The 20726-nt window shown below is 46.1% G+C and carries 15 protein-coding genes, 2 tRNA genes and 1 rRNA gene; 5 read left to right on the forward strand and 13 right to left on the reverse strand.

Annotated features, from left to right (window positions below; genetic code table 11):
- Positions 1-388: 388 nt before the first annotated feature.
- Positions 389-1876, forward strand: a complete 1488-nt coding sequence (locus CIK99_RS11935) for a Na+/H+ antiporter NhaC family protein (protein ID WP_094381743.1) — start codon at positions 389-391, stop codon at positions 1874-1876.
- Here the strand turns inward: CIK99_RS11935 and CIK99_RS11940 are convergent.
- Complete coding sequence (locus CIK99_RS11940; RefSeq protein WP_158215981.1) at positions 1799-2584, reverse strand: ComF family protein; 786 nt, start codon at positions 2582-2584, stop codon at positions 1799-1801. The genes CIK99_RS11935 and CIK99_RS11940 overlap by 78 nt on opposite strands.
- A 176-nt stretch (positions 2585-2760) precedes the next feature.
- Here CIK99_RS11940 and CIK99_RS11945 point away from each other — a divergent pair, with 176 nt between their 5' ends.
- Positions 2761-3174, forward strand: a complete 414-nt coding sequence (locus CIK99_RS11945; RefSeq protein WP_094381731.1) for a secondary thiamine-phosphate synthase enzyme YjbQ — start codon at positions 2761-2763, stop codon at positions 3172-3174.
- Complete coding sequence (locus tag CIK99_RS11950; protein WP_158215982.1) at positions 3171-4430, forward strand: DUF5103 domain-containing protein; 1260 nt, start codon at positions 3171-3173, stop codon at positions 4428-4430. The genes CIK99_RS11945 and CIK99_RS11950 overlap by 4 nt, the downstream gene beginning before the upstream one ends.
- 12 nt (positions 4431-4442) lie before the next feature.
- Here CIK99_RS11950 and CIK99_RS11955 read toward each other — a convergent pair whose 3' ends face one another.
- From CIK99_RS11955 to CIK99_RS11970, 4 genes are all read right to left on the reverse strand, one after another.
- Positions 4443-6914, reverse strand: coding sequence for a helix-turn-helix domain-containing protein (locus CIK99_RS11955; protein WP_158215983.1), 2472 nt, complete (start codon positions 6912-6914; stop codon positions 4443-4445).
- 147 nt (positions 6915-7061) lie between these two features.
- Positions 7062-7134, reverse strand: a tRNA-Pro gene (locus CIK99_RS11960).
- Positions 7135-7206: 72 nt separating this feature from the next.
- A tRNA-Pro gene (locus tag CIK99_RS11965) sits at positions 7207-7279 on the reverse strand.
- Between the two features lie 86 nt (positions 7280-7365).
- Positions 7366-8553: an aminotransferase class I/II-fold pyridoxal phosphate-dependent enzyme gene (locus CIK99_RS11970; protein ID WP_094381734.1), complete on the reverse strand. Its 1188-nt coding sequence runs from the start codon at positions 8551-8553 to the stop codon at positions 7366-7368.
- Positions 8554-8713: 160 nt separating this feature from the next.
- Between CIK99_RS11970 and CIK99_RS11975 the strand changes: the two genes are divergently transcribed.
- Together CIK99_RS11975 and CIK99_RS11980 are read left to right on the forward strand one after the other, a co-directional pair.
- Positions 8714-9748: a diacylglycerol kinase family protein gene (locus CIK99_RS11975; RefSeq protein WP_094381735.1), complete on the forward strand. Its 1035-nt coding sequence runs from the start codon at positions 8714-8716 to the stop codon at positions 9746-9748.
- A 30-nt stretch (positions 9749-9778) separates the two neighbouring features.
- On the forward strand, positions 9779-10465 hold the full coding sequence (locus tag CIK99_RS11980; protein WP_216822809.1) for a polysaccharide deacetylase family protein: 687 nt from the start codon (positions 9779-9781) through the stop codon (positions 10463-10465).
- 30 nt (positions 10466-10495) lie between these two features.
- Here CIK99_RS11980 and hrpB read toward each other — a convergent pair whose 3' ends face one another.
- The 8 genes from hrpB to rrf all read right to left on the reverse strand — a co-directional run.
- Entirely contained in the window at positions 10496-12976 is a 2481-nt protein-coding gene (gene hrpB / locus CIK99_RS11985) for an ATP-dependent helicase HrpB (RefSeq protein WP_254047800.1), read from the reverse strand.
- A 16-nt stretch (positions 12977-12992) separates the two neighbouring features.
- Positions 12993-13670, reverse strand: coding sequence for a tetratricopeptide repeat protein (locus tag CIK99_RS11990; protein ID WP_371591034.1), 678 nt, complete (start codon positions 13668-13670; stop codon positions 12993-12995).
- Between the two features lie 6 nt (positions 13671-13676).
- Positions 13677-14756: a 3-isopropylmalate dehydrogenase gene (leuB, locus tag CIK99_RS11995; protein WP_094381738.1), complete on the reverse strand. Its 1080-nt coding sequence runs from the start codon at positions 14754-14756 to the stop codon at positions 13677-13679.
- A 21-nt stretch (positions 14757-14777) separates the two neighbouring features.
- The gene (locus CIK99_RS12000; RefSeq protein ID WP_094381739.1) at positions 14778-16334 is read right to left on the reverse strand and encodes an alpha-isopropylmalate synthase regulatory domain-containing protein; all 1557 of its coding nucleotides are present in this window, start codon (positions 16332-16334) and stop codon (positions 14778-14780) included.
- Positions 16313-16903: a 3-isopropylmalate dehydratase small subunit gene (gene leuD, locus CIK99_RS12005; protein ID WP_094381740.1), complete on the reverse strand. Its 591-nt coding sequence runs from the start codon at positions 16901-16903 to the stop codon at positions 16313-16315. Before leuD ends, CIK99_RS12000 begins: the two co-directional genes overlap by 22 nt.
- 60 nt (positions 16904-16963) lie before the next feature.
- Positions 16964-18358, reverse strand: coding sequence for a 3-isopropylmalate dehydratase large subunit (gene leuC / locus CIK99_RS12010; RefSeq protein WP_094381741.1), 1395 nt, complete (start codon positions 18356-18358; stop codon positions 16964-16966).
- A gap of 54 nt (positions 18359-18412) precedes the next feature.
- On the reverse strand, positions 18413-19912 hold the full coding sequence (locus tag CIK99_RS12015; protein WP_094381742.1) for a 2-isopropylmalate synthase: 1500 nt from the start codon (positions 19910-19912) through the stop codon (positions 18413-18415).
- A gap of 706 nt (positions 19913-20618) precedes the next feature.
- A 5S ribosomal RNA gene (gene rrf, locus CIK99_RS12020) occupies positions 20619-20726 on the reverse strand; the annotation flags it as partial.

A 20726-nucleotide genomic window follows, 5' to 3' on the forward strand; every position in this document is an offset into this window, starting at 1 on the left:
AAGTGACTGTCCAAGCTTGAATCTGTCCAATAATGACAGAAAATCATTGCAGATAGAAGATTTTTCACTCAAAAAGTTGGATAATTCAGAAAAATGACTTAATTTTGCATTCATAACAGATTGTTGATTTTTTGTTTAATATCTTGTTTTTGACCCTTACAAAGATACAACAAATAATTGACAATCTGTTATTTATCCTCAGATTTTTTTCAATATTTTCAAAGAACGAGAAGTCTGTTCCCAATAAATGGGATAAAGGCTTAGTAGCAATTTCAACCACTTCTTTTAGGTGTGGGAAACTTTAATAACAAATTAAGCGAACTCTACAGATTATGAAAAGATGTCGAAGGGCTAATAATACATTGTTTTTATGACCAACACAAAAGATATGACAGAAAAGAAGACAAGCAGAATATTGCCAATATGGCTGGCATTGACACCATTAGTGCTGCTGATGGTGATGCTGGTGTTTACCGTCCGCGCCTTTGGCGACGAGTCGCTCGGAGGTCCAAGTCAGATTGTGATGCTAGCAGCCTCGGCGGTGTGCTGCGTGATAGGCATCTGGGTGGGAAAGGTGAGATGGCGAGAGTTTGAGAACCATATTGCCAAGAGCATCTCACAGGTGTCGTCGGCTATGGTAATATTGCTGTTCATAGGCGCATTGGGCGGTGCATGGATGGTGAGCGGCGTGGTGCCGATGATGATTTACTATGGACTTGATGTTATCCACCCAAGCGTGTTTTTGGTTTCCACTTGTGTGATAAGTGCCGTGGTGAGTGTGATGACAGGCAGTTCGTGGACCACCATCGCCACCATCGGCGTGGCTCTCATGGGCATAGGTAAGGCGCAAGGTTTCGACGAAGGCTGGATAGCGGGAGCCATCATCAGCGGGGCGTATTTTGGCGACAAGGTCTCGCCGCTGTCAGACACTACCGTACTTGCGTCGAGTGTGTGCCGTGTGAATCTTTTTGCCCATATAAGGTTTATGATGATTACCACTATCCCTTCGTTTCTGATAGCCTTGTCGGTGTTTTTGGTGGCAGGATTTTCGCACACAGCAATCGATAATGGACATCTTGCCGCATGTCAGGAGGCGATAACGGGACGGTTTAACATAAGTATTTGGCTTCTTGTGGTGCCTGTTGCCACGGTGGTGATGATAGCAAAAAGGCTGCCGGCATTGGTTACAATGTTTGCCTCCACACTGCTTGGGGTGGTCTTTGCCTTACTGTTTCAGGCAGGTATTGTGGCTGAGATAGCCGACGGCGATCTGTTCCGTGGCGCAATGAGAGCGGTGTATGGCAGTACGGCAATACAAACCTCCAACCCCATGCTCGACCAGCTTGTAGCCACAAGGGGAATGGAGGGCATGCTTTCTACGGTATGGCTCATATTGTGTGCCATGTGTTTTGGGGCAACGATGACGGCTGGCGGCATGACGGCTGGCATTACAAGGCTCTTTATCCGCTTTGCTCATGGCCGGATCTCCACGGTCGGGTCAACCGTGGCAACGGGGCTTGTGCTAAACAACACTGTGGCTGACCAGTATATGGGCATCCTGCTCTCGTGCAATGTGTTTCGGGAAATTTACGACAAGAACGGGCTTGAACCTCGTCTGCTCAGCCGTGCCACGGAGGATTCCGTAACGGTGACCTCGGTGCTGGTGCCATGGAACACATGCGGCATGACGCAAAGCACAGTGTTGGGAGTGGCCACACTCACCTACCTACCCTATTGCTTTTTCAATATCCTCAGTCCGCTGATGAGCATCGTCGTCGCTGCCACGGGATTCCGTTGTTCACGCCCTGCAAAGGGTGAACACGCTGACCCTGACGTCTCCCACCCTGTCGGCCAAGGACATACAACACTCACGTAGCGTGGCGCCAGTGGTGAGGACATCGTCCACGAGTAGCACATGCTTGCCACGCAACTCTTCTGGACGGGTGACATCGAAACAGTTTTTCACGTTTTCACCCCTCTCTACCGCCGACAGCCGTGTCTGACTACCATGAAACCTCTTGCGCACGAGATTTCCGGTAGAAACAGGTATGGCGGTCACCTCTGCCAGTCCGTTAGAAATCATCTCTGCCTGATTATATCCGCGCCACCGTTTCCTGCTTTTCGTCAGCGGGACGGGGATAATCATATCCACACCGTCAAAGAAGCCACGGCCCACAAGACGTTGTGCACTCATTCGTCCCATCTCTATCCCTATCTCATACACTCCGTGATATTTCATCTCTTCGACGATGGCTGACACCTCATTGCCAGGACGGTATTCGAAAATAGTCTGAGCCTTCTCCACAGGCACCAGTCCCCAAAACAGTCGAGCCATAGAGTTGTCTTCCATGTCACCATAGCGTGGGATGACGGGGAGTCTCAGTTTGCAAGCCACACATATCCCGGTACTGCTTTTCACCAATTTGTCCCCACATACAGGGCACCACGAGGGCATCAGCCAGTCTGCCAGCGCCCTCAAAGCCTCAACTATGTATCTGCATATCATTTGTATCATGATGCAAATATAGCGGTTTTTCACAAAGCTGCCACCTTTTTCATCACCTTTTCCTCGATTATATATCATAATTAGCATTAATTAGCAATTAAACTGGACTTGGACGCATACTTAATAATCAGTTATACTATATCGACGGAAATGACAATGTGAATACGAATTTCTGATTTTTTCTTTGCACTTTCAGTATTTATTCGTAACTTTGCCAAAAATAAATATCTCATCAAAAAGAAAACAGCAAAACAATGATACAGCAAACATCTTTCAGACTACAGGCAAGACGACGTGGCTGCCATCTCGTGACAAGGGAGATAATGGAACATCTGCCGAAACCACTGCCAAAGACCGGACTGCTCAACCTCTTCGTCCAGCACACCTCATGCGCACTGTCGATAAACGAGAATGCCGATCCCGACGTGAGAAGCGACATGGAGAAAATCATGAACCATGTGGTAAAGGAAAACGAACCCTACTACGACCACACCCTCGAAGGACTAGACGACATGCCGGCTCATGCCAAATGCTCGCTTTTCGGCGTCAGCCTTACCATTCCCATCACAAACGGCAGCCTCAACCTCGGCACATGGCAGGGAATATACCTCTGCGAGTTCAGGGATTATGGAGGAGAAAGAAGGATTGTTGCAACGATATACGAATGATGAAACACTGTATCATACTCCGTCTGCTGACCTGCACTCTCGCTCTCGCCCTTTACGCAACCGGCATGGCGCAGGGGGTAATCTACAGCGACAGGGTCTACACGCTACAGGTGACCGTGGACGACGACTTCCTCTCGCCCACAGTAGTCACCATGGGCAAAGGGCAGAAGGTGAAAATAGAGTTTGACGAGATGTCGCACGACATCAGACGGCTGACTTACCGCATCACGCACTGCAACCCCGACTGGACTCCTACCACCGAACTGATAGAAAGCGACTGGATGGAGGGATTTAACGATGTGGTGATAGACAATGCCGAGAACTCGATAAACACTACCATGCTATACACCCACTACGACTTTACCATACCCAACGAACAGTGCCGACTGAAACTCAGCGGAAACTATATCATAACAGTGACCGACGAGGACAATGACGAGAAACTTCTCGAAGCTCGGGTCATGGTGGTGGACCAGAAGACTAACATCGCGATGAGCGTGTCGTCAAATACAGACATCGACGTGAACAAAGCACACCAACAACTGACCTTAGAACTGAACTATAACGACCTCAACGTGACTTATCCTGAAAGACAAATTTATACCATATTCCGACAAAACGATAGCCCACACCAGCAACGCACAAATGTAACACCCGACATAAAAAACATAAACGGCATGGCATGGAGACACAACAAAAGCCTTATCTTCGACGGTGGAAACGAATACCGACAATACGAGACCCTCGCCCTGACACACCCCACTATGGGACTTAGCGACACAGGATGGGACGGACATAACTACACGGCAACACCTTACGATGCCGAACCACGACCCAACTACGTGTTTGAGGAAGACACAAACGGCGCTTTCTATGTCCGCAACAGCGACAACATAGAAAACAAGACAACATGCGACTACATGCTGGTAAACTACAAACTCTATGCCGACAAGCCTTCAGACAAAAGCATCATCATCGACGGGCAATGGACTACCCATGCAGACAAAAACAAATACATTGCCAAATATGACGAACAAGAGGGATGCTACCGACTCACCTTGCTGCAAAAACAGGGCTATTACGCTTATAGATACCTCTGCATCGACAGCGACGGGACAACAGAAACACTCAAGTCTGAAGGCAACTTCCACGAAACAGAAAACCAATACCAGGCTTACGTGTACTATAAGGATGAGGGAGGACGCTACTGGCAACTCGTGGGATACAGACAACTCGACTATTCGTCGCGACGATAGACTGTCGTATCATCACTCGTCGCGACTGAAGGCATAACGGTATTCGATAGGCGTATAGCCATAGTAAGAAGTGAAGCACTTAACGAAATAGTCGGTATTAACGAAATGACACTCGCTGGCTATAGCATCCATGTCTTCACCAGAACCCACGACCAACTTCTCTGCCTGAATAAGTCTTACCGCCCTTACGAAAAGACGAGGATTCTTGTTCACATTGTTTGCAACAAGGTCATATAGCTCGAGGATATCCATGCCATGGCGCGAACCTACGCTTTTCAGCACATCATGAGTAATCGACTCGTCATCCACATGAGGCTTAAGGTCGAGCACCAAACTAACGAATTCCTTGGACATCAACGACATCTTCACCTTGCCGTCGCCAGAGAGCTCGTCACGGCTCGGCATAAGTATATCATCAGAACACACTTCACAACGCTTGAGGAAATTGCCAAGCAGCTTTGACAGCTCAAACTCTCCAAGGTTACACTTCATGCGCAGGCGATTGTTGAGCTTGTAGTTCTTCACGTTGTACGCTATCATACACCCAACTACAATGAGGAGCGTGATATATAGCCCCGTGGTCTGCCACCATGGCTGAAGAATGGATAAGGTGTATTTCTGGGACGGAGTGTCCCATATGTCGGGAAACATTGAGGCTTGAACCTCCACTGTATATTCGCCTGGCTCAAGACCTACCAGAGGCAGGTGAAGCAGTCCCTTGGAATCCACAAGTCCATTGGAATTAAAATATGACAATACGCGCCAATTCTCGTCAGTGCCTCCCAGCACTCTCACCCTGTAGTAGGTCTGGAGTGGACGGAAATAATTCATTGCCGAGAAGGTCAGCTTGAGATTGGTAGCAAGATAGTCAAAGTCAATATGACGCACACGTGACACGGCCTTTTCGATGATCACCCTGCCATCAACCTCCGTACCAGCTCCAACGACATTGCCGTTGACCATAAGCCTGATGAGCTTTGGATGGAGTGGGACAAAATTGTCATGCTGAGTGATGAAAGTACTTGGACGAAACTCTATCACATGATCTATCGACTGCATCATTATGTTGCCGTTGGGCAGCAACATGGTGCGCCCGTCGGTAAACGACTCGATGGGTACATTGTCGTTTGAGTCAAAGCTGACTGCATGAGTAATCTTGTCATCCTTAATGAGCAAGACAGCAATGCCACAACTTGTGCCCAACCAAATGTTATGGTTCCCGTCTTCGATGATGCAGTGTGCCACATGGTTAAGCAAACCAATGGAGTCATTTAAAGCTATTTCTTTCTGTGTGCCCGGAAGGGTGTATGTAACACCATTGCGGCCTCCTTTCCATTTCCATCCACGGCTGTCTGTGTATCGGCAGTTTACGCCACTCTCATACGGGTAGGTTCCGTTCTCCTCCTGGTATTTGTCGAGCATGGACGAGAGTTCCAATGCCCTGGGATTTTCCCAAGTATAGACATAGAAAGGCGAAATACGTGGTTTTGAATACAGAAGTCCGCGTCTCTCAGTACCAATCCACAAGCCGCCATGACGATCGAAACAGAGCGTGTTGATATCGGTAAGGAGCACACGTCCGTCGTTGAGCATTATCTCATCATAATGATCCAGTTGGGCGGTTTTCATGTTATATGTCCAATAGCCATAAGCACTGGCTATATACAACATACTGTCTTTCACCTCCATATTGTTGAGGCTGTATTCCTGACGCATCAGCTCTGTCCATTTGCCGCTCTTGAACTCATATTTGAGAAGTATTGACTTGTTCTTACCATTCCTTATCTGGAAAAACCCATTCTCTGTTCGCCTCAGCACCGTGGAATTTGAGTATTCCTTTTGACATTCGGCGTCATAACAGTAAGACGACGACCTGTGGGTACCTTTAACCATATTGAAAGAGTCCATTCGCCCATCGTTATAGAAGAGCATGAGCATATTTCCATTCACATCAAGGTCCTGAAGCTGAAAACCGTGTCTTAGTCTCACCTGATAATGTTTATTCTCGGCATAGAGATAATCTCCAGAGACTATCCACAACCTTCCACTGGTATCTACAAACAAGTCCTCCACATTGCCAGTGATACCATGCTCGCGAAACAAGGGACTGAGGTCGCTGATGTACCTCTCTGTCATCATGTCAACGCATTTCACCTTATGCTTGTCCTTAAGCCACATATGATGCATATTGTCGAAATACAGATGATAGTTGCCTGTATATTTCGACAGATAGAAGGGGTTGATGTCTTCATCTGGTATCTGACTGAAGTATCCTCCGTCGTATATGTTTATGGCTCCAAGACTGGTCACAACCATACGACCCGAAAATGTACAGTCGATGGTCTGTGCGCTATTGTCAGCCAGACCATTTGCGGCATTGATGATGCGAAAACTTCTATTCTCAGTCCTCGCAAAAATTAAAATAGGGCAAAGCAAAAATAGCCCTAATAATATGGTTGTCAATCCTCTTTGTACGTTCTTCATAAATATAAGTTTTGGTGTGTGAAGCATTTCCACTGCAACGCTTCTAATATTGGCGACAAAGTTACATAATATATTTGAATTGACAAAAGAAAAAGCATGGAAAATGCACAAAAAAAGAGAAAAGCCTCAACGGCTCTTCTCTCAAGGTCGAGGTGACAGGACTCGAACCTGCGACAGCCTGGTCCCAAACCAGGAACGCTACCAACTGCGCTACACCTCGGTTGCAAACAAAAAAGGACTTCTCTTTGAGTCTGCCTCAAAAGTCATTTTCATGACTTTTCTCCACTCCAAGTCGAGGTGACAGGACTCGAACCTGCGACAGCCTGGTCCCAAACCAGGAACGCTACCAACTGCGCTACACCTCGGTTGCAAGACCCAAGGAAAGCCGCCCTTTCTGTTTTGCGGGTGCAAAGGTACAAACTTTTTTTGAGTCTTGCAAATATACCATCTATTATTTTATAATATTTAACTCTTTAAATATCTTAGTCAGAATCTGCACGCCTCTTTCTACCTGATCTTGTGTATGAGTTGCCATAAGTGCGAATCTAACAAGAGTATCTTGAGGTGCACATGCCGGCGGTATTACGGGGTTGATAAACACGCCTGCGTCTGAAGCCAACTTGGTGACAAGGAAAGTCTTGTCAACATCGTGTACATAGAGTGGTATAATAGGACTCTCTGTATCGCCTATCTCAAAGCCTTCCTCGCGGAAACGGCGGAGTGCATACTTGGTAACGTCCCACAGATGCTCTATTCTTTCTGGCTCAGCCTTCAAGATATGAAGGGCCTCCATTGCAGCTGCTGTGGCTGCTGGAGTGTTGGAAGCCGAGAATATGTAAGTACGACAGGTGTGACGGAGGAAATTAATAGTGTCCTTGTCGCCGGCAATGAAACCTCCGATGCTGGCAAGCGACTTGGAGAATGTTCCCATGATAAGGTCAACCTCGTTGGTAAGACCGAAATGATCGCACACGCCCCTACCTTGACGACCGAACACTCCAATACCATGAGCCTCGTCAACCATGATAGAGCAGTTGTACTTGTGCTTTAGCTCAACTATCTCAGGCAACTTGCAAAGGTCGCCTTCCATCGAGAACACACCATCAACAACGATGAGTTTCACTGCCTCGTAAGGGAGTGTCTTGAGGATGTTCTCCAGATCCTCCATGTCGTTGTGCTTGTAATGCAACTGGCGTGCAAAAGACAGGCGACGGCCATCGACGATACTGGCATGATCACGGTCGTCGCAGATGACATAGTCGTTGCGTCCTACAACCATGGCAATGACACCTGCATTGACAGAGAAGCCTGTTGAGAATCCAAGTGCATCATCCTTGCCGATAAACTCTGATAGCTCTTTCTCGAGCTGAACATGCAAGTCAAGTGTTCCATTAAGGAATCTACTACCAGCGCATCCTGTACCATACTTGTCAAGGGCAGCCTTGGCAGCATCTATGATTCGCTGGTCGCCTGTGAGTCCTGTATATGCATTAGAACCGAACATGAGTACGTTGTGACCTTCCATCACCACCTCTGTTCCCTGCTTTCCAGAAATCTCCCTGAAGAAAGGATAAACACCTGCCTCCATAAATTTCTGCGGCTCACGATAATTCTTGTATCTTTCCTGTAATTGTCCCATTTTATAAAAGGTCTCTTTATATATTTACTTGTAATTAGGCGGCAAAGTTACAAATTTTTTGCCAAATAGTGTGCTTTTTTTTAAAAAAAAGTTCCATTTATGCATTTTTAGGCTAATTATCTATACGAAATTGATAAAAAATAAGTATTTTTGCACTGAAATGAACAAAAAGAAAACTATTGTATTCATCCTTAACCCGCATTCGGGCACTCACAGCAAAGTGCAAATGCCTGCGTTGATTGACAGCACTCTCGACAAAGAGAAGTTCTGTCATAAGGTGGTCTTTACCGAATTTGCTGGACATGCTGCTGACATCGCAAGGCAGTGTGTAGAGGAGCATGTCGATATCGTCGTGGCTGTGGGAGGCGACGGCACAATCAATGAGGTGGCCCGCTCGATAGTTCATTCTGATACGGCCCTCGGCATCATCCCATGTGGTTCTGGCAACGGACTGGCAAGACACCTGTGCATACCTCTCGAACCGCATAAGGCCATTGAGATAATCAACAAGGCCAAAATAGAACTTCTCGACTATGGCGTCATCAACGACCTACCGTTTTTCTGCACCTGCGGCATGGGCTTTGACGCGTTTATCAGCCTCAAATTTGCAGAGGCAGGAAAGCGTGGACCGCTGACTTATCTTGAGAACGTACTGAAGGAAGGGCTGAAATACAAGCCCGAGACATATACCGTAATGGACGAGACGGGAACGAAACAGTATAATGCATTCCTCATCGCATGCGCAAATGCTTCGCAATATGGCAACAACGCATACATAGCGCCTAAAGCAACCATGACCGACGGACTGATGGACGTGATAATCATGGAACCGTTCACCGCCTTTGACGCTCCACAGATAAGCATCGACATGATGAACCGCACGCTCGACAAGAATTCAAAGATTAAGACTTTCAGGACAAAGAGAATCCATATCCACAGAAATAATCCCGGTGCCATACACTTCGACGGTGACCCAATAATGACAGGTACCGACATAGATGTCCACATCGAGGAAAAGGGAATACGTATCATTACCAATCCTGACGAGACTGAGGATGCGCGACAGCCAAACCAGATGCTTAACGCTTTTTCTCTCTTCTTCTCTAATATAAATAATGTACGCGAAGACATTGAAAAGCAAAGCCGACGAATACAAGCTATCAACAAGGCTCTGCTCAGAAAACTCACAAGATAACTTTTATATCCAAGAACCAATATTATGAAAATGAAAACTTACTTTTTTACTGCTCTCATGCTCTCTGTCAGTATGATGACGAGCGCACAGAAGAAACTCGTTGCACTTAGTTTCGACGATGGTCCCAACACTGGAACTACGGTAAGGATGCTCGACGTGCTGAAGAAGCATGATGTAAAAGCGTCGTTCTTTGTCATCGGGAAAAATATCAATGAGGAAAGTGCCAAAGTAATGATGCGTGCACACAATGAGGGACACGATATAGAGAATCACAGCCTCACTCATGCTTCCATGCCGTCGCTCTCTGCTGACTCTGTAAAAAGGGAGGTGGAGATTACCACTGCACTGATAGAAAAATATACTGGAGAGAAGCCGCAGTTCTTCAGACCTCCATATATTGCTGTCAGCAAACCTATGTTTGATGCCGTGGGACTTCCGTTTATCTGCGGTGAGGGTTGCAACGACTGGGAACCCCAGGTGAATGCCGACACACGCACGGAACGCATCCTGGCTTCGGCTCGAGACGGACTAATTTATCTGCTTCACGACATGCCTGGAAACGAACAGACGGTGGAGGCAGTAGATCGTATCATTCCTGTTCTGAAAGAAAGGGGATTTGAGTTCGTCACCGTAAGACAGTTGTTTAAGGAAAAGAATATTAATCCCGCAAAAGGTATTGTCTATTCAGACATCCTACATGCTGAGGAATGGAAATAACCACGACAAAAAAATACAAGAGAAGGCCTGTCAGGACTTGGGCCTTCTCACTCCTCTCACTGCCTCTGCCTCAAGAGGATTGTCAGGCCAGCTATGTTTAGGGTATCTTCTGCGCAACTCCTTACGAACCTCAAAATAAGCAGACTGCCAGAAGCTTCGCAGGTCTTGAGTGAGTTGAACTGGCTTAAAACCAGGCGATAGAAGTTCTAATACTACACGACGTTGGCCATCGTCAACACAAGGTGTATCCGTCAATCCGAAACACTCTTGCAAGCGAACACTAACTACTGGTGCCGACGCTCCCTGACGATAGTCGATGCGAATGCGGCTGCCCGTGGGCACTTGCAGATGCGTAGGCGCTATTCTGTCCACTGCCATCTGCTGCCCGTAATCTAACATTCCCCAAATCACCTCATTTAGGTTTATCTTTCTCAATTCTGTCGCAGTAGTTGCCTTGCCTATATAAAGTGGCAACCATTCGGCTGCACTGTCCAGCAGTGAATCAACGTCTATCGCCGGCAACGATAGTTCGGGATGCCATTCTGCAACGGTTGCGATACGTACGATGAGCCTTTGCACATCATCGTCGATGGAAAACATACTAAGTCCGTCTTTCCTCGCCGCCTCACAAATCACGCGCACAATGTCTTCACCCGAGACATTTTCTGTCGCACGTGTGTCGATGACCAATGCACCTATTCGCTGTTCACGTCGTACCACCACCCGACCCTGTTTATTATCCCAATACACATTGTCTTGCCAACGGGCAATATCGTCAATATCCTTCACCGACAATGGGGAAGCGAGGAAGATGCGTTTGCCTGACGATGCCACGGCAAGGAGTTGACAGGAGATGAGATCGTCGCTGTTATTGATGGCCACCTCGTCGCCACAGGCAAGACGATAACGACCGTGGCTTATTGCCATTGCCACACGTTCGGGATAGGCTGAAGCCAGTAGTTTTCCCGTTGTGTATGGATTGGGCATGCAGTTGTCGGCAGTCACACCCATCATATGCAGATATTGTTCTGCTACAATCATCACCTTTCCTATTCTTCCCTTACGGCTCTTTGCGCGAATCTCACGCAGCAATGAGATACGGGTGTTGATATCGCTATCGATCTCCGTGTTTATGATATCTCTTTCCTCAAGCAAAGCTGCAATATCTGCGGCAAGGCTTTTCTCTTTAGCGTCAGCTGCTTTCACAAGCATCTCTGCTATGCGAGGATGACAAGGTAACTTGGACAACTCCCTTCCATGGGCGGTTATCATTCCCTTGTTGTCGATAGCATTGAGACTTTCAAGCAGACGGGAGGCTTTGTTCACCTTCGACGTTGTAGGCATGGTAGTCCATGGCAACTTCATGATGTCGCTTCCTCCCCATGCCGCTATATCAAGCACTACGGGTGTAAGGTCTGCATATAATATCTCTGGCTGACGGCATTCATCAAGATGATGCTCGGTTGCTTTGGTCCACAACCTATAGCATATTCCGTTACTTACTCGACCAGCACGTCCGGCTCGCTGTCGTGCCATATCCATGGAAACTCTCACGGTGTCAAGATGGCTCAGTCCGTTTCTCTCATCATACACCATTTTCCTACATAATCCGCTGTCTATCACTATTCTTACTCCCTCAATGGTGATAGATGTCTCTGCTATAGAGGTAGCAATCACGACTTTACGACTTCCCTTGGGCGACGGATCGATGGCAGATTGCTGCTCTGGTGAGGATAGTTTTCCATATAAAGGGAATATGCGCGTAGCGCCAAGCTTGCCTTCAAGCAGATCGCTACACCTAACTATCTCTGCCTGTCCAGGCAAAAAAGCGAGAATGTCTCCTTCATGTTCACGATGGGCTTTCATCACTGCCGAGGCTACATCGTCAGCACAACGGACGGCGTCTGTATCGTCAAAGTTCACGATGTCAACATCATACATACGGCCTTCACTCTCAACAAGCGGAGCATCGAACGACCTGCAAAGCTGGTCTGCATCTATTGTCGCCGACATCAACACTATTCTCAAATCTGGCCTTATCAAGCTCTGCGTCTCACGTGTAAGCGCAAGGGCGGTATCTGAGACAAGGCTTCGTTCATGGTATTCGTCAAAGATTACCACCGACACACCATCGAGCGTGGGATCATCGATGAGCATACGGGTTAGGATGCCTTCGGTGAGAACTTCCACCCGTGTGGATGCAGACACCTTGGTCTCAAAACGCACCCTATAGCCAATGGTCTCTCCTACCCTCTCGCCTATCATCTTCGCCATACGCTCTGCCACCTGACGTGCAGCTATTCGACGTGGTTCGAGCATGAGGATCTTTCCATCTGGCAACGAGGAAAGGATTGTCAGAGGTAGAAGAGTGGATTTGCCAGCTCCTGGCGGAGCTGTGACTATCAGACGCGGATGAGTGTCCAATTCGCTATTCACCCTCTCAGCTATAGACGCTACAGGCAGCTGCTCCATAAATGGTGTGAGCCTTGAGTCAATACATCTTGTCTGCATATCATTTAATTCTACCTTACTTACACTGCATGAGCATAGAGTGTATCTCTCCTGTTGCCACGCCTCGGCGCACGAGTTCCTCAAGACATTCCCTGGCTTCTTTTTTTCGGTTCATCTTTACCAGGAGCGATGCCTTGGAATAGATATAGTCGTTATTAGACGGTTGAAGTTCGACTGCCTTTTCCCAATCATACAACGCAATGTCATAACGTTGCATCTCCTCTTCGAGACATGCACGTGAAGCGTATGCCACGGCACTGTCGGGGTGCTGCTCGATGATTAGGCCATATTGATCTAATGCATCTGTCGGCTTGCCGCGTTTGATATAAGTATAGGCAAGACCGAGTCGTGCTTCTATATTCGTCGGTGCGAAAGTAAGCATTTTCTCGTAGTCGGATGCGGAAAGGTCGTAACGACGCATCTTCCCGTTTACAAAAGCGCGATAATACAATGCTGCAAGATTTGTGGGGTCTTTCTTTAGAATTTCATTATATGTATCTAAAGCATAATCCCATTGTTGCAGTTCAATATTCACTGCTGCTTTTCTAAGGTATAGATCTGACGAATAAGGTGTTATGGATATCTGCTTGTTTAAAACTGCAAGCGAGTCACGCCACTGCTGGGGTGTTTGGGAGAAAGAGCCCAAACATCCCGACAGCAGCAAAGATATTAAAAAAAGTGTCTTTCTGTTCACTCTGATTTAGTTGTTCTTGATAAAGTCAACAATCCAAGCACCGACTTCCTTTGTGCCGTATTTCTCTCCACCTTCCACTTGAATCTCAGGCGTACGGACATTGGCATCAAGAGAGGCATCGACGGCCTTGCGGATTATGGCACCTTCTTCTTTCAGGTCAAAATACTCATAGAGCATTGCCACCGAAAGGATTTGTGCAAGTGGATTGGCAATGTTCAATCCCTTGCCCTGTGGCCACGAACCATGGATTGGCTCGAAGACTGGAGTTGAGCTACCTGTAGATGCAGAAGGCAGCAAACCCATCGAACCGGTGATACAAGAGCCTTCGTCGGTAAGGATGTCACCGAATGTATTCTCAGTGACCATCACGTCGAAGAATTTTGGTTCCTGAATCATGCGCATCGCTGCATTGTCAACATACATATAATCGGTCTCAACGTCAGGATACTCGGGTGCTATCTCCTGTGCGACCTTGCGCCACAGACGGCTTGAAGCAAGCACGTTTGCCTTGTCAACAACGGTGAGATGCTTGCGACGCTGACGGGCATATTGGTATCCCACGCGTAAGATGCGCTCAACCTCAGGGCGTGTGTAGTAGTTAGTGTCAAGGGCTTCTTCCACTCCCTCTGCATTTAACTGCGGTTCCTGCTTCTTGCCGAAATACATACCGCCAGTGAGCTCGCGGATACAGATGAAGTCGGCACCGCGAACAATCTCATCCTTAAGAGGAGATTTATGTACGAGGCAGTCGAAGGTAGTCACTGGGCGAATATTGGCAAACAAACCAAGTTTCTTACGCATAGCGAGCAGTCCCTGCTCAGGACGAACCTTTGCCGACGGGTTGTTGTCAAACTTTGGATCTCCCACTGATGCGAAGAGCACGGCGTCAGCCTCTTCACACACCTTGAAAGTCTCTTCAGGGAAAGGATCGCCTACCTCATCAATGGCATGTGCTCCACAGAGAGCTTCCTTGTACTCTACTTCATGACCGAATTTCTTAGCCACGGCATCCATCACGGCCACTCCTTGTTCCATGATTTCCGGTCCGATACCGTCTCCTGCTAAAACCGCAATCTTTAAATTCATATTGTTTTCGTTTTAATTATTTCAATTTTCAATTATGTTTAACATCTTAAATGTTGCTTTGATAGCTGCTTCTATCTGGTCAGCATCAAGCCCTCGGGTTCGCAAAATCTTGTCACCATTCTGCCATGTGATGACGGTCTGAACAAGGGCATCGGTGCGGCCTCCAGGCGGAATGGTCACGGCATAATTCGCGAGAACTGGGAACTCTCGGTTCAAGTTGTCGCGGTATATCTTCCTCAATGCCTTTACGAAGGCGTCATACTGTCCGTCGCCCGTAGAGTCTGCCTCATACTGCTTTCCGTTTATTTCCACCTTAATACTTGCCAAAGGTTTCAATCCGTATGCCGAGCTCACCATATAACTGACCAACTTAACATTATCCTCTGGTGCATCGTGTTTCAAGACATCACTGACAATAAATGGCAAGTCTTCTTGGGTGACTATCTCCTTGCGATCGCCCAGCTCGGTGATTCTCTTTGTCACCTTTGCGGTCTGTTCGGGAGTGAGTTCTAATCCCAATTCCTGTAGATTGCGCGCTATATTTGCCTTTCCGCTATTCTTGCCAAGAGCATACTCACGTTTTCGTCCGAAACGTTCCGGGACAAGGTCGTTACAGTAGAGGTTGTCCTTATTGTCGCCATCAGCGTGAACTCCTGCCACCTGGGTAAACACGTTGTCACCGATAATGGGTTGGTTAGGTGCTATAGCAATACCTGAATATCCTTCAACTAATCGACTGATATCATTGAGCTTATCCTCAATAACGCCTGTCTTTGCCTCAAACTGATCCTTTAGGATTACCTGTACGCTTGACAGAGGAGCATTTCCACATCGCTCTCCGAGTCCATTGACAGTGACATGGATGCCTTTAGCGCCACTGAGCACAGCTGCAAGCGAGTTGCTTACCGCTAAGTCGTAGTCGTTGTGAGCATGGAAGTCAAAGTGAGTGTTGGGATAACGTTTCACCATCTTTCTGAAAAACTCGATCACCTGCAGCGGATTCATTATTCCTAATGTATCAGGAAGCATAAAGCGCTTTATGGGTGTATCGACAAGAGCATCCATGAGTTCATACACATAGTCTGGCGAATCTTTCATGCCGTTGCTCCAGTCTTCGAGATAGATGTTTACGTTAAGCCCTTTGCTGACAGCATATTCTATAGACTTCTTTATGTCTGCCACATGCTCTTCCACTGTTTTGCCAAGTTGTTGCATACAGTGCTTCAGCGAGCCTTTGGTAAGAAGGTTGATGGTCTTCCCGCCACACTCGCATATCCAATCAACCGACTTGTTGCCATCGACAAATCCGAGAACTTCAACGTTCTCCAGTTTATCTATTTGACGGGCATAACGGCAAATCATCTTCACGGCATCCTTCTCTCCCTCCGAGACTCTCGCCGATGCTACTTCTATTCTATCCACATTGACATCACGAAGAAGCATTCTTGCTATCATGAGTTTCTCATGAGGCAAAAACGACACACCGCTGGTCTGTTCGCCATCACGCAGCGTGCAGTCCATAATCTCTATATATGGCTGCACGGAGCGGTATGACTTTATCTGTTCTGGTTTTCCCATTGTTCTATCTTGTCCTTGTTCTGAATCAGATAGTCTATGTCATCCAATCCATTAATAAGACAATGTTTTTTGTATCCGTTGATCTCAAATTTCTCACTCTTACCATTTGCCATATTGGTAACAGTCTGGTTAGGGAGATCCACCTTAACCTCTGTCTTGGGATTATTATTTATGCTCTCAAAGAGTTCGGCAAGGAAAGGCTCGCTCACTACAACGGGAAGTACGAAGTTATTGAGCTCGTTATTCTTGTGAATATCAGCAAAGAAACTGCTTATCACTACACGGAAGCCATAACCAGCAATAGCCCATGCAGCATGTTCACGGCTCGAGCCAGAACCGAAATTCTTACCTGCCACAAGGATACAACCGCCGTATGTAGGATCGTTAAGCACAAAATCCTTTATTGGAGAACCATCCTTATTGTATCTCCAATCGCGGAAAAGATTGTCACCAAAACCTTCCTTGTCTGTCGCCTTAAGGAAACGTGCGGGGATTATCTGGTCTGTGTCCACATTCTCCAATGGAAGGGGCACACATGTACTCGTTATTACGTCAAATTTCTGTTTCATCTTTCTTTCTTTCAATGTTCAACCTTCATTTTCAATCATCAACAATCAGTCGTAAGACGTTTACATCAACTCTCGTGGATCTGTTATCTTACCAGTCACAGCAGCAGCTGCTGCTACAAGCGGAGAAGCAAGGATGGTGCGCGACCCTGGTCCCTGACGACCCTCAAAGTTGCGATTGCTGGTAGATACGGCATACTTGCCTGCCGGAACTTTGTCATCGTTCATGGCAAGACATGCCGAACATCCGGGCTGACGGATGGCAAATCCTGCATCTTCAAGCACCTTATCAATACCTTCCTCGCGTATCTGCTTGTCAACTGCCCACGAACCGGGCACCAGCCATGCAACAACGTTATCTGCTTTTTTCTTTCCCTTCACTATCGACGCGAAAGCTCTGAAATCTTCAATACGTCCATTAGTACATGCTCCAAGGAACACATAATCGATAGCATGACCAAGAAGCTTCTCTCCAGGAGCGAAACCCATGTATTCGAGCGACTTGTTGAACGAAGCCTTTCCTGCTTCATCTATATCGTCGAGAGAAGGTATAGACTCTGTAATACCTATACCCATTCCAGGGTTTGTTCCGTATGTTACACGAGGTTCGATATCAGCCGCGTTAAAGTTAAGTTCCTTGTCAAACACAGCGTCGTCACCGCTCTTCAGCGTTTTCCAATACTCTACGGCCTTATCCCACTCTTCACCCTTCGGAGCGAACTCGCGGCCCTTGATATATTCAAGTGTTGTTTCGTCAGGTGCGACAAAACCTCCACGAGCACCCATCTCAATTGAAAGATTACACAATGTGAGTCGGCCTTCCATGCTAAGGTTCTTCACTACGTCGCCTGAATACTCCACAAAATAACCTGTGGCACCCGAAGTAGTCAGCTTTGACATGAGATAAAGAGCTACATCCTTGGCTGTCACACCCTTCTGTAGAGTACCATTGATACTTATACGCATCGACTTGGGCTTCTGCTGAAGAATACACTGCGAGGCCATAACCATCTCTACCTCAGATGTTCCAATACCAAAAGCCACAGCTCCCATTGCTCCGTGAGTTGAAGTATGAGAGTCGCCACAAACGATGGTCATACCTGGCAAAGACAGACCTTTTTCTGGACCCACTACATGAATAATACCATTGTCCTTCGACATCATACCATAATGTGTCAGTCCGAAATCGGCAGCATTCTTTGCCAATGTGTCCACCTGCTTCTTCGATACAGGATCTTCGATTGGCTTGTCCTGATCATGAGTTGGAGTATTATGGTCAGGCATGCAATAGATATGGTCAGGACGGAAGCACTTCAGTCCTCTTTCCCTCATACCTGCAAATGCTTGAGGCGAAGTCACCTCATGACAATACAGCCTGTCAATATACAATTGTGTTGGTCCGTCTTCAATCTTCTGAACGACATGTTTATCCCAAATTTTGTCAAATAATGTATTCATTATTATGGAACTTATTGATTTAATATTCAAATTATCTTATTTCACTATCTATTCTCAAGCCCTGAACTTGTTGATACAGTCGATATATGCTTCAACAGATGCTGTTACGATATCAGTATTGGCACCAAAACCATAATAGACGTTTCCGTCATACTCCACCTGCATATGCACCTTACCTACATCATCAGAACCTTTACTAATAGCCTGAATAGTAAACTCCTTTAGAGTCATACGCTTCTGGATAATCTTCTTCAATGCCTTTATAGCTGCATCAACAGGACCATTACCCGTAGATGCTTCCTCGAATTTCTGTCCTGAAATGTCAAGCCCTATACTTGCCACACTCTTAACACCCATGCCAGTGGTAACCTGTAAGAAGTCGAGCTTCACAGAGCGATTCTCCGCGGAATCAGCACCTGCCAGCATCAGTATATCGTCATCGTTGACTTCCTTCTTTTGGTCGGCAAGCTTAAGGAACTGCTGATAAATCTTATCTACAACTTCTTCATTGTCAACCTTTACTCCAAGAACTCCAAGACGATATTTCAGGGCTGCCCTGCCTGAACGAGCAGTAAGTACAATTGAGTTGTCATCAAGGCCAACATCTTTCGGGTCAATAATCTCATACGTACTAACATTCTTCAAGACACCATCCTGATGTATTCCGCTCGAATGTGCAAAAGCATTTCTTCCCACTATAGCTTTATTAGCTTGAACAGGCATGTTCATAAGGCTCGAAACCATACGGCTTGTAGGATAAATCTTTGAAGTATTGATATTTGTATCAATATCAATATCCTTATGACACTTCAATATCATGGCAATCTCTTCAAGAGAAGTATTACCGGCACGTTCACCAATTCCATTGATAGTGACCTCAACCTGACGAGCTCCGTTCAGCACACCACTGAGCGTATTTGCTGTTGCCATTCCAAGATCATTATGACAATGAGTAGATATAATCGCATTCTCTATTCCATCGACATGCTCCATCAAGTACTTTATCTTTGCACCATACTCTGAGGGCAAACAATAGCCTGTTGTATCTGGAATGTTTACTACCGTAGCTCCAGCCTTTATCACTGCCTCTACAACACGGGCGAGATACTCGTTGTCAGTACGGCCTGCATCTTCAGCATAAAACTCGATATCCTCAACAAAACGCTTTGCATATTTTACGGCAGCAACTGCACGCTCTATAATCTCCTCACGATTACTGTTAAATTTGTATTTGATATGAGAATCGCTCGTTCCTATGCCTGTATGGATACGCTTGTGTTTTGCATATTGCAGAGATTCTACTGCAACATCAATATCTTTCTCCACTGCACGAGTAAGAGCGCAAATAGTAGGCCATGTCACGGCCTTTGATATCTCAATTACTGAATTGAAATCACCTGGGCTGGAAATAGGGAAACCAGCTTCAATAACATCAACACCCAACTGTTCGAGTTGTTTTGCCACTTGAATCTTCTCAACTGTGTTAAGCTGACATCCTGGAACCTGCTCTCCATCGCGTAGTGTTGTGTCGAAAATAAATAATCTGTCACTCATTGTTTATATATTTTTTACTATTCTTTCTTTATAAGACAATCACTAAAAAAAAACCTTCCCCACATGGAAGTGAGAAAGGTTTATACTCTTATATCATGATGACCTATATACATACCTTTTCACTTCCGACCACGTAACGAAGTCGAATAATCGTATTAATGATATGTAGAAGACCAAAATTGTTCATAATTACATTATATTTTTAATTTCACGGTGCAAAGTTAATCAAAAATTATGGAATAAACAAATAAATCGTTACTTTTTTCACTAAAATAGATAATATTTAATATCAAACAAACAAAATGAAGACAATTAGAAAGGAAAAAGACTAATTTAACTATAAATATCGGTTAAGACATAAGAATAAAATAAAGATTAAACTATAATCTAAATATTTGTGTCAGATGTAAAATCACTACCTCAAGTGGAAAGTGAATACTCGTGTATCACGGTCGTTCCATAGCTATGGTACGGTCGTAATAACACCTTTGGTACAGTCGTGTTATTAGTGTATGGAACAGTTGTCTCAATAGCGTATCTTACTGTTGTCTCAATAGCGAGTAGAACAATAATAACAACAACAGTGGGTGATAAAACAACAACAACGGATATATGTTATGTTTACTGCGTGCGCACATAGCAAAAATAGACAATAAAAAAAAAGAGTGCTGAAGATATTTCTATCCTCAGCACTCTCGCTTCTAAAAGAAGGCGGCCTCCTACTCTCCCACATTGCATTGCAGTACCATCGGCGCAAGCGGGCTTAACTTCTCTGTTCGGAATGGGAAGAGGGGGGCCCCCGCCGCAATACCCA

Origin of the sequence: Prevotella sp. P5-92 (assembly GCF_002251245.1) — a bacterium.
In the GTDB taxonomy this organism is placed as follows: domain Bacteria; phylum Bacteroidota; class Bacteroidia; order Bacteroidales; family Bacteroidaceae; genus Prevotella.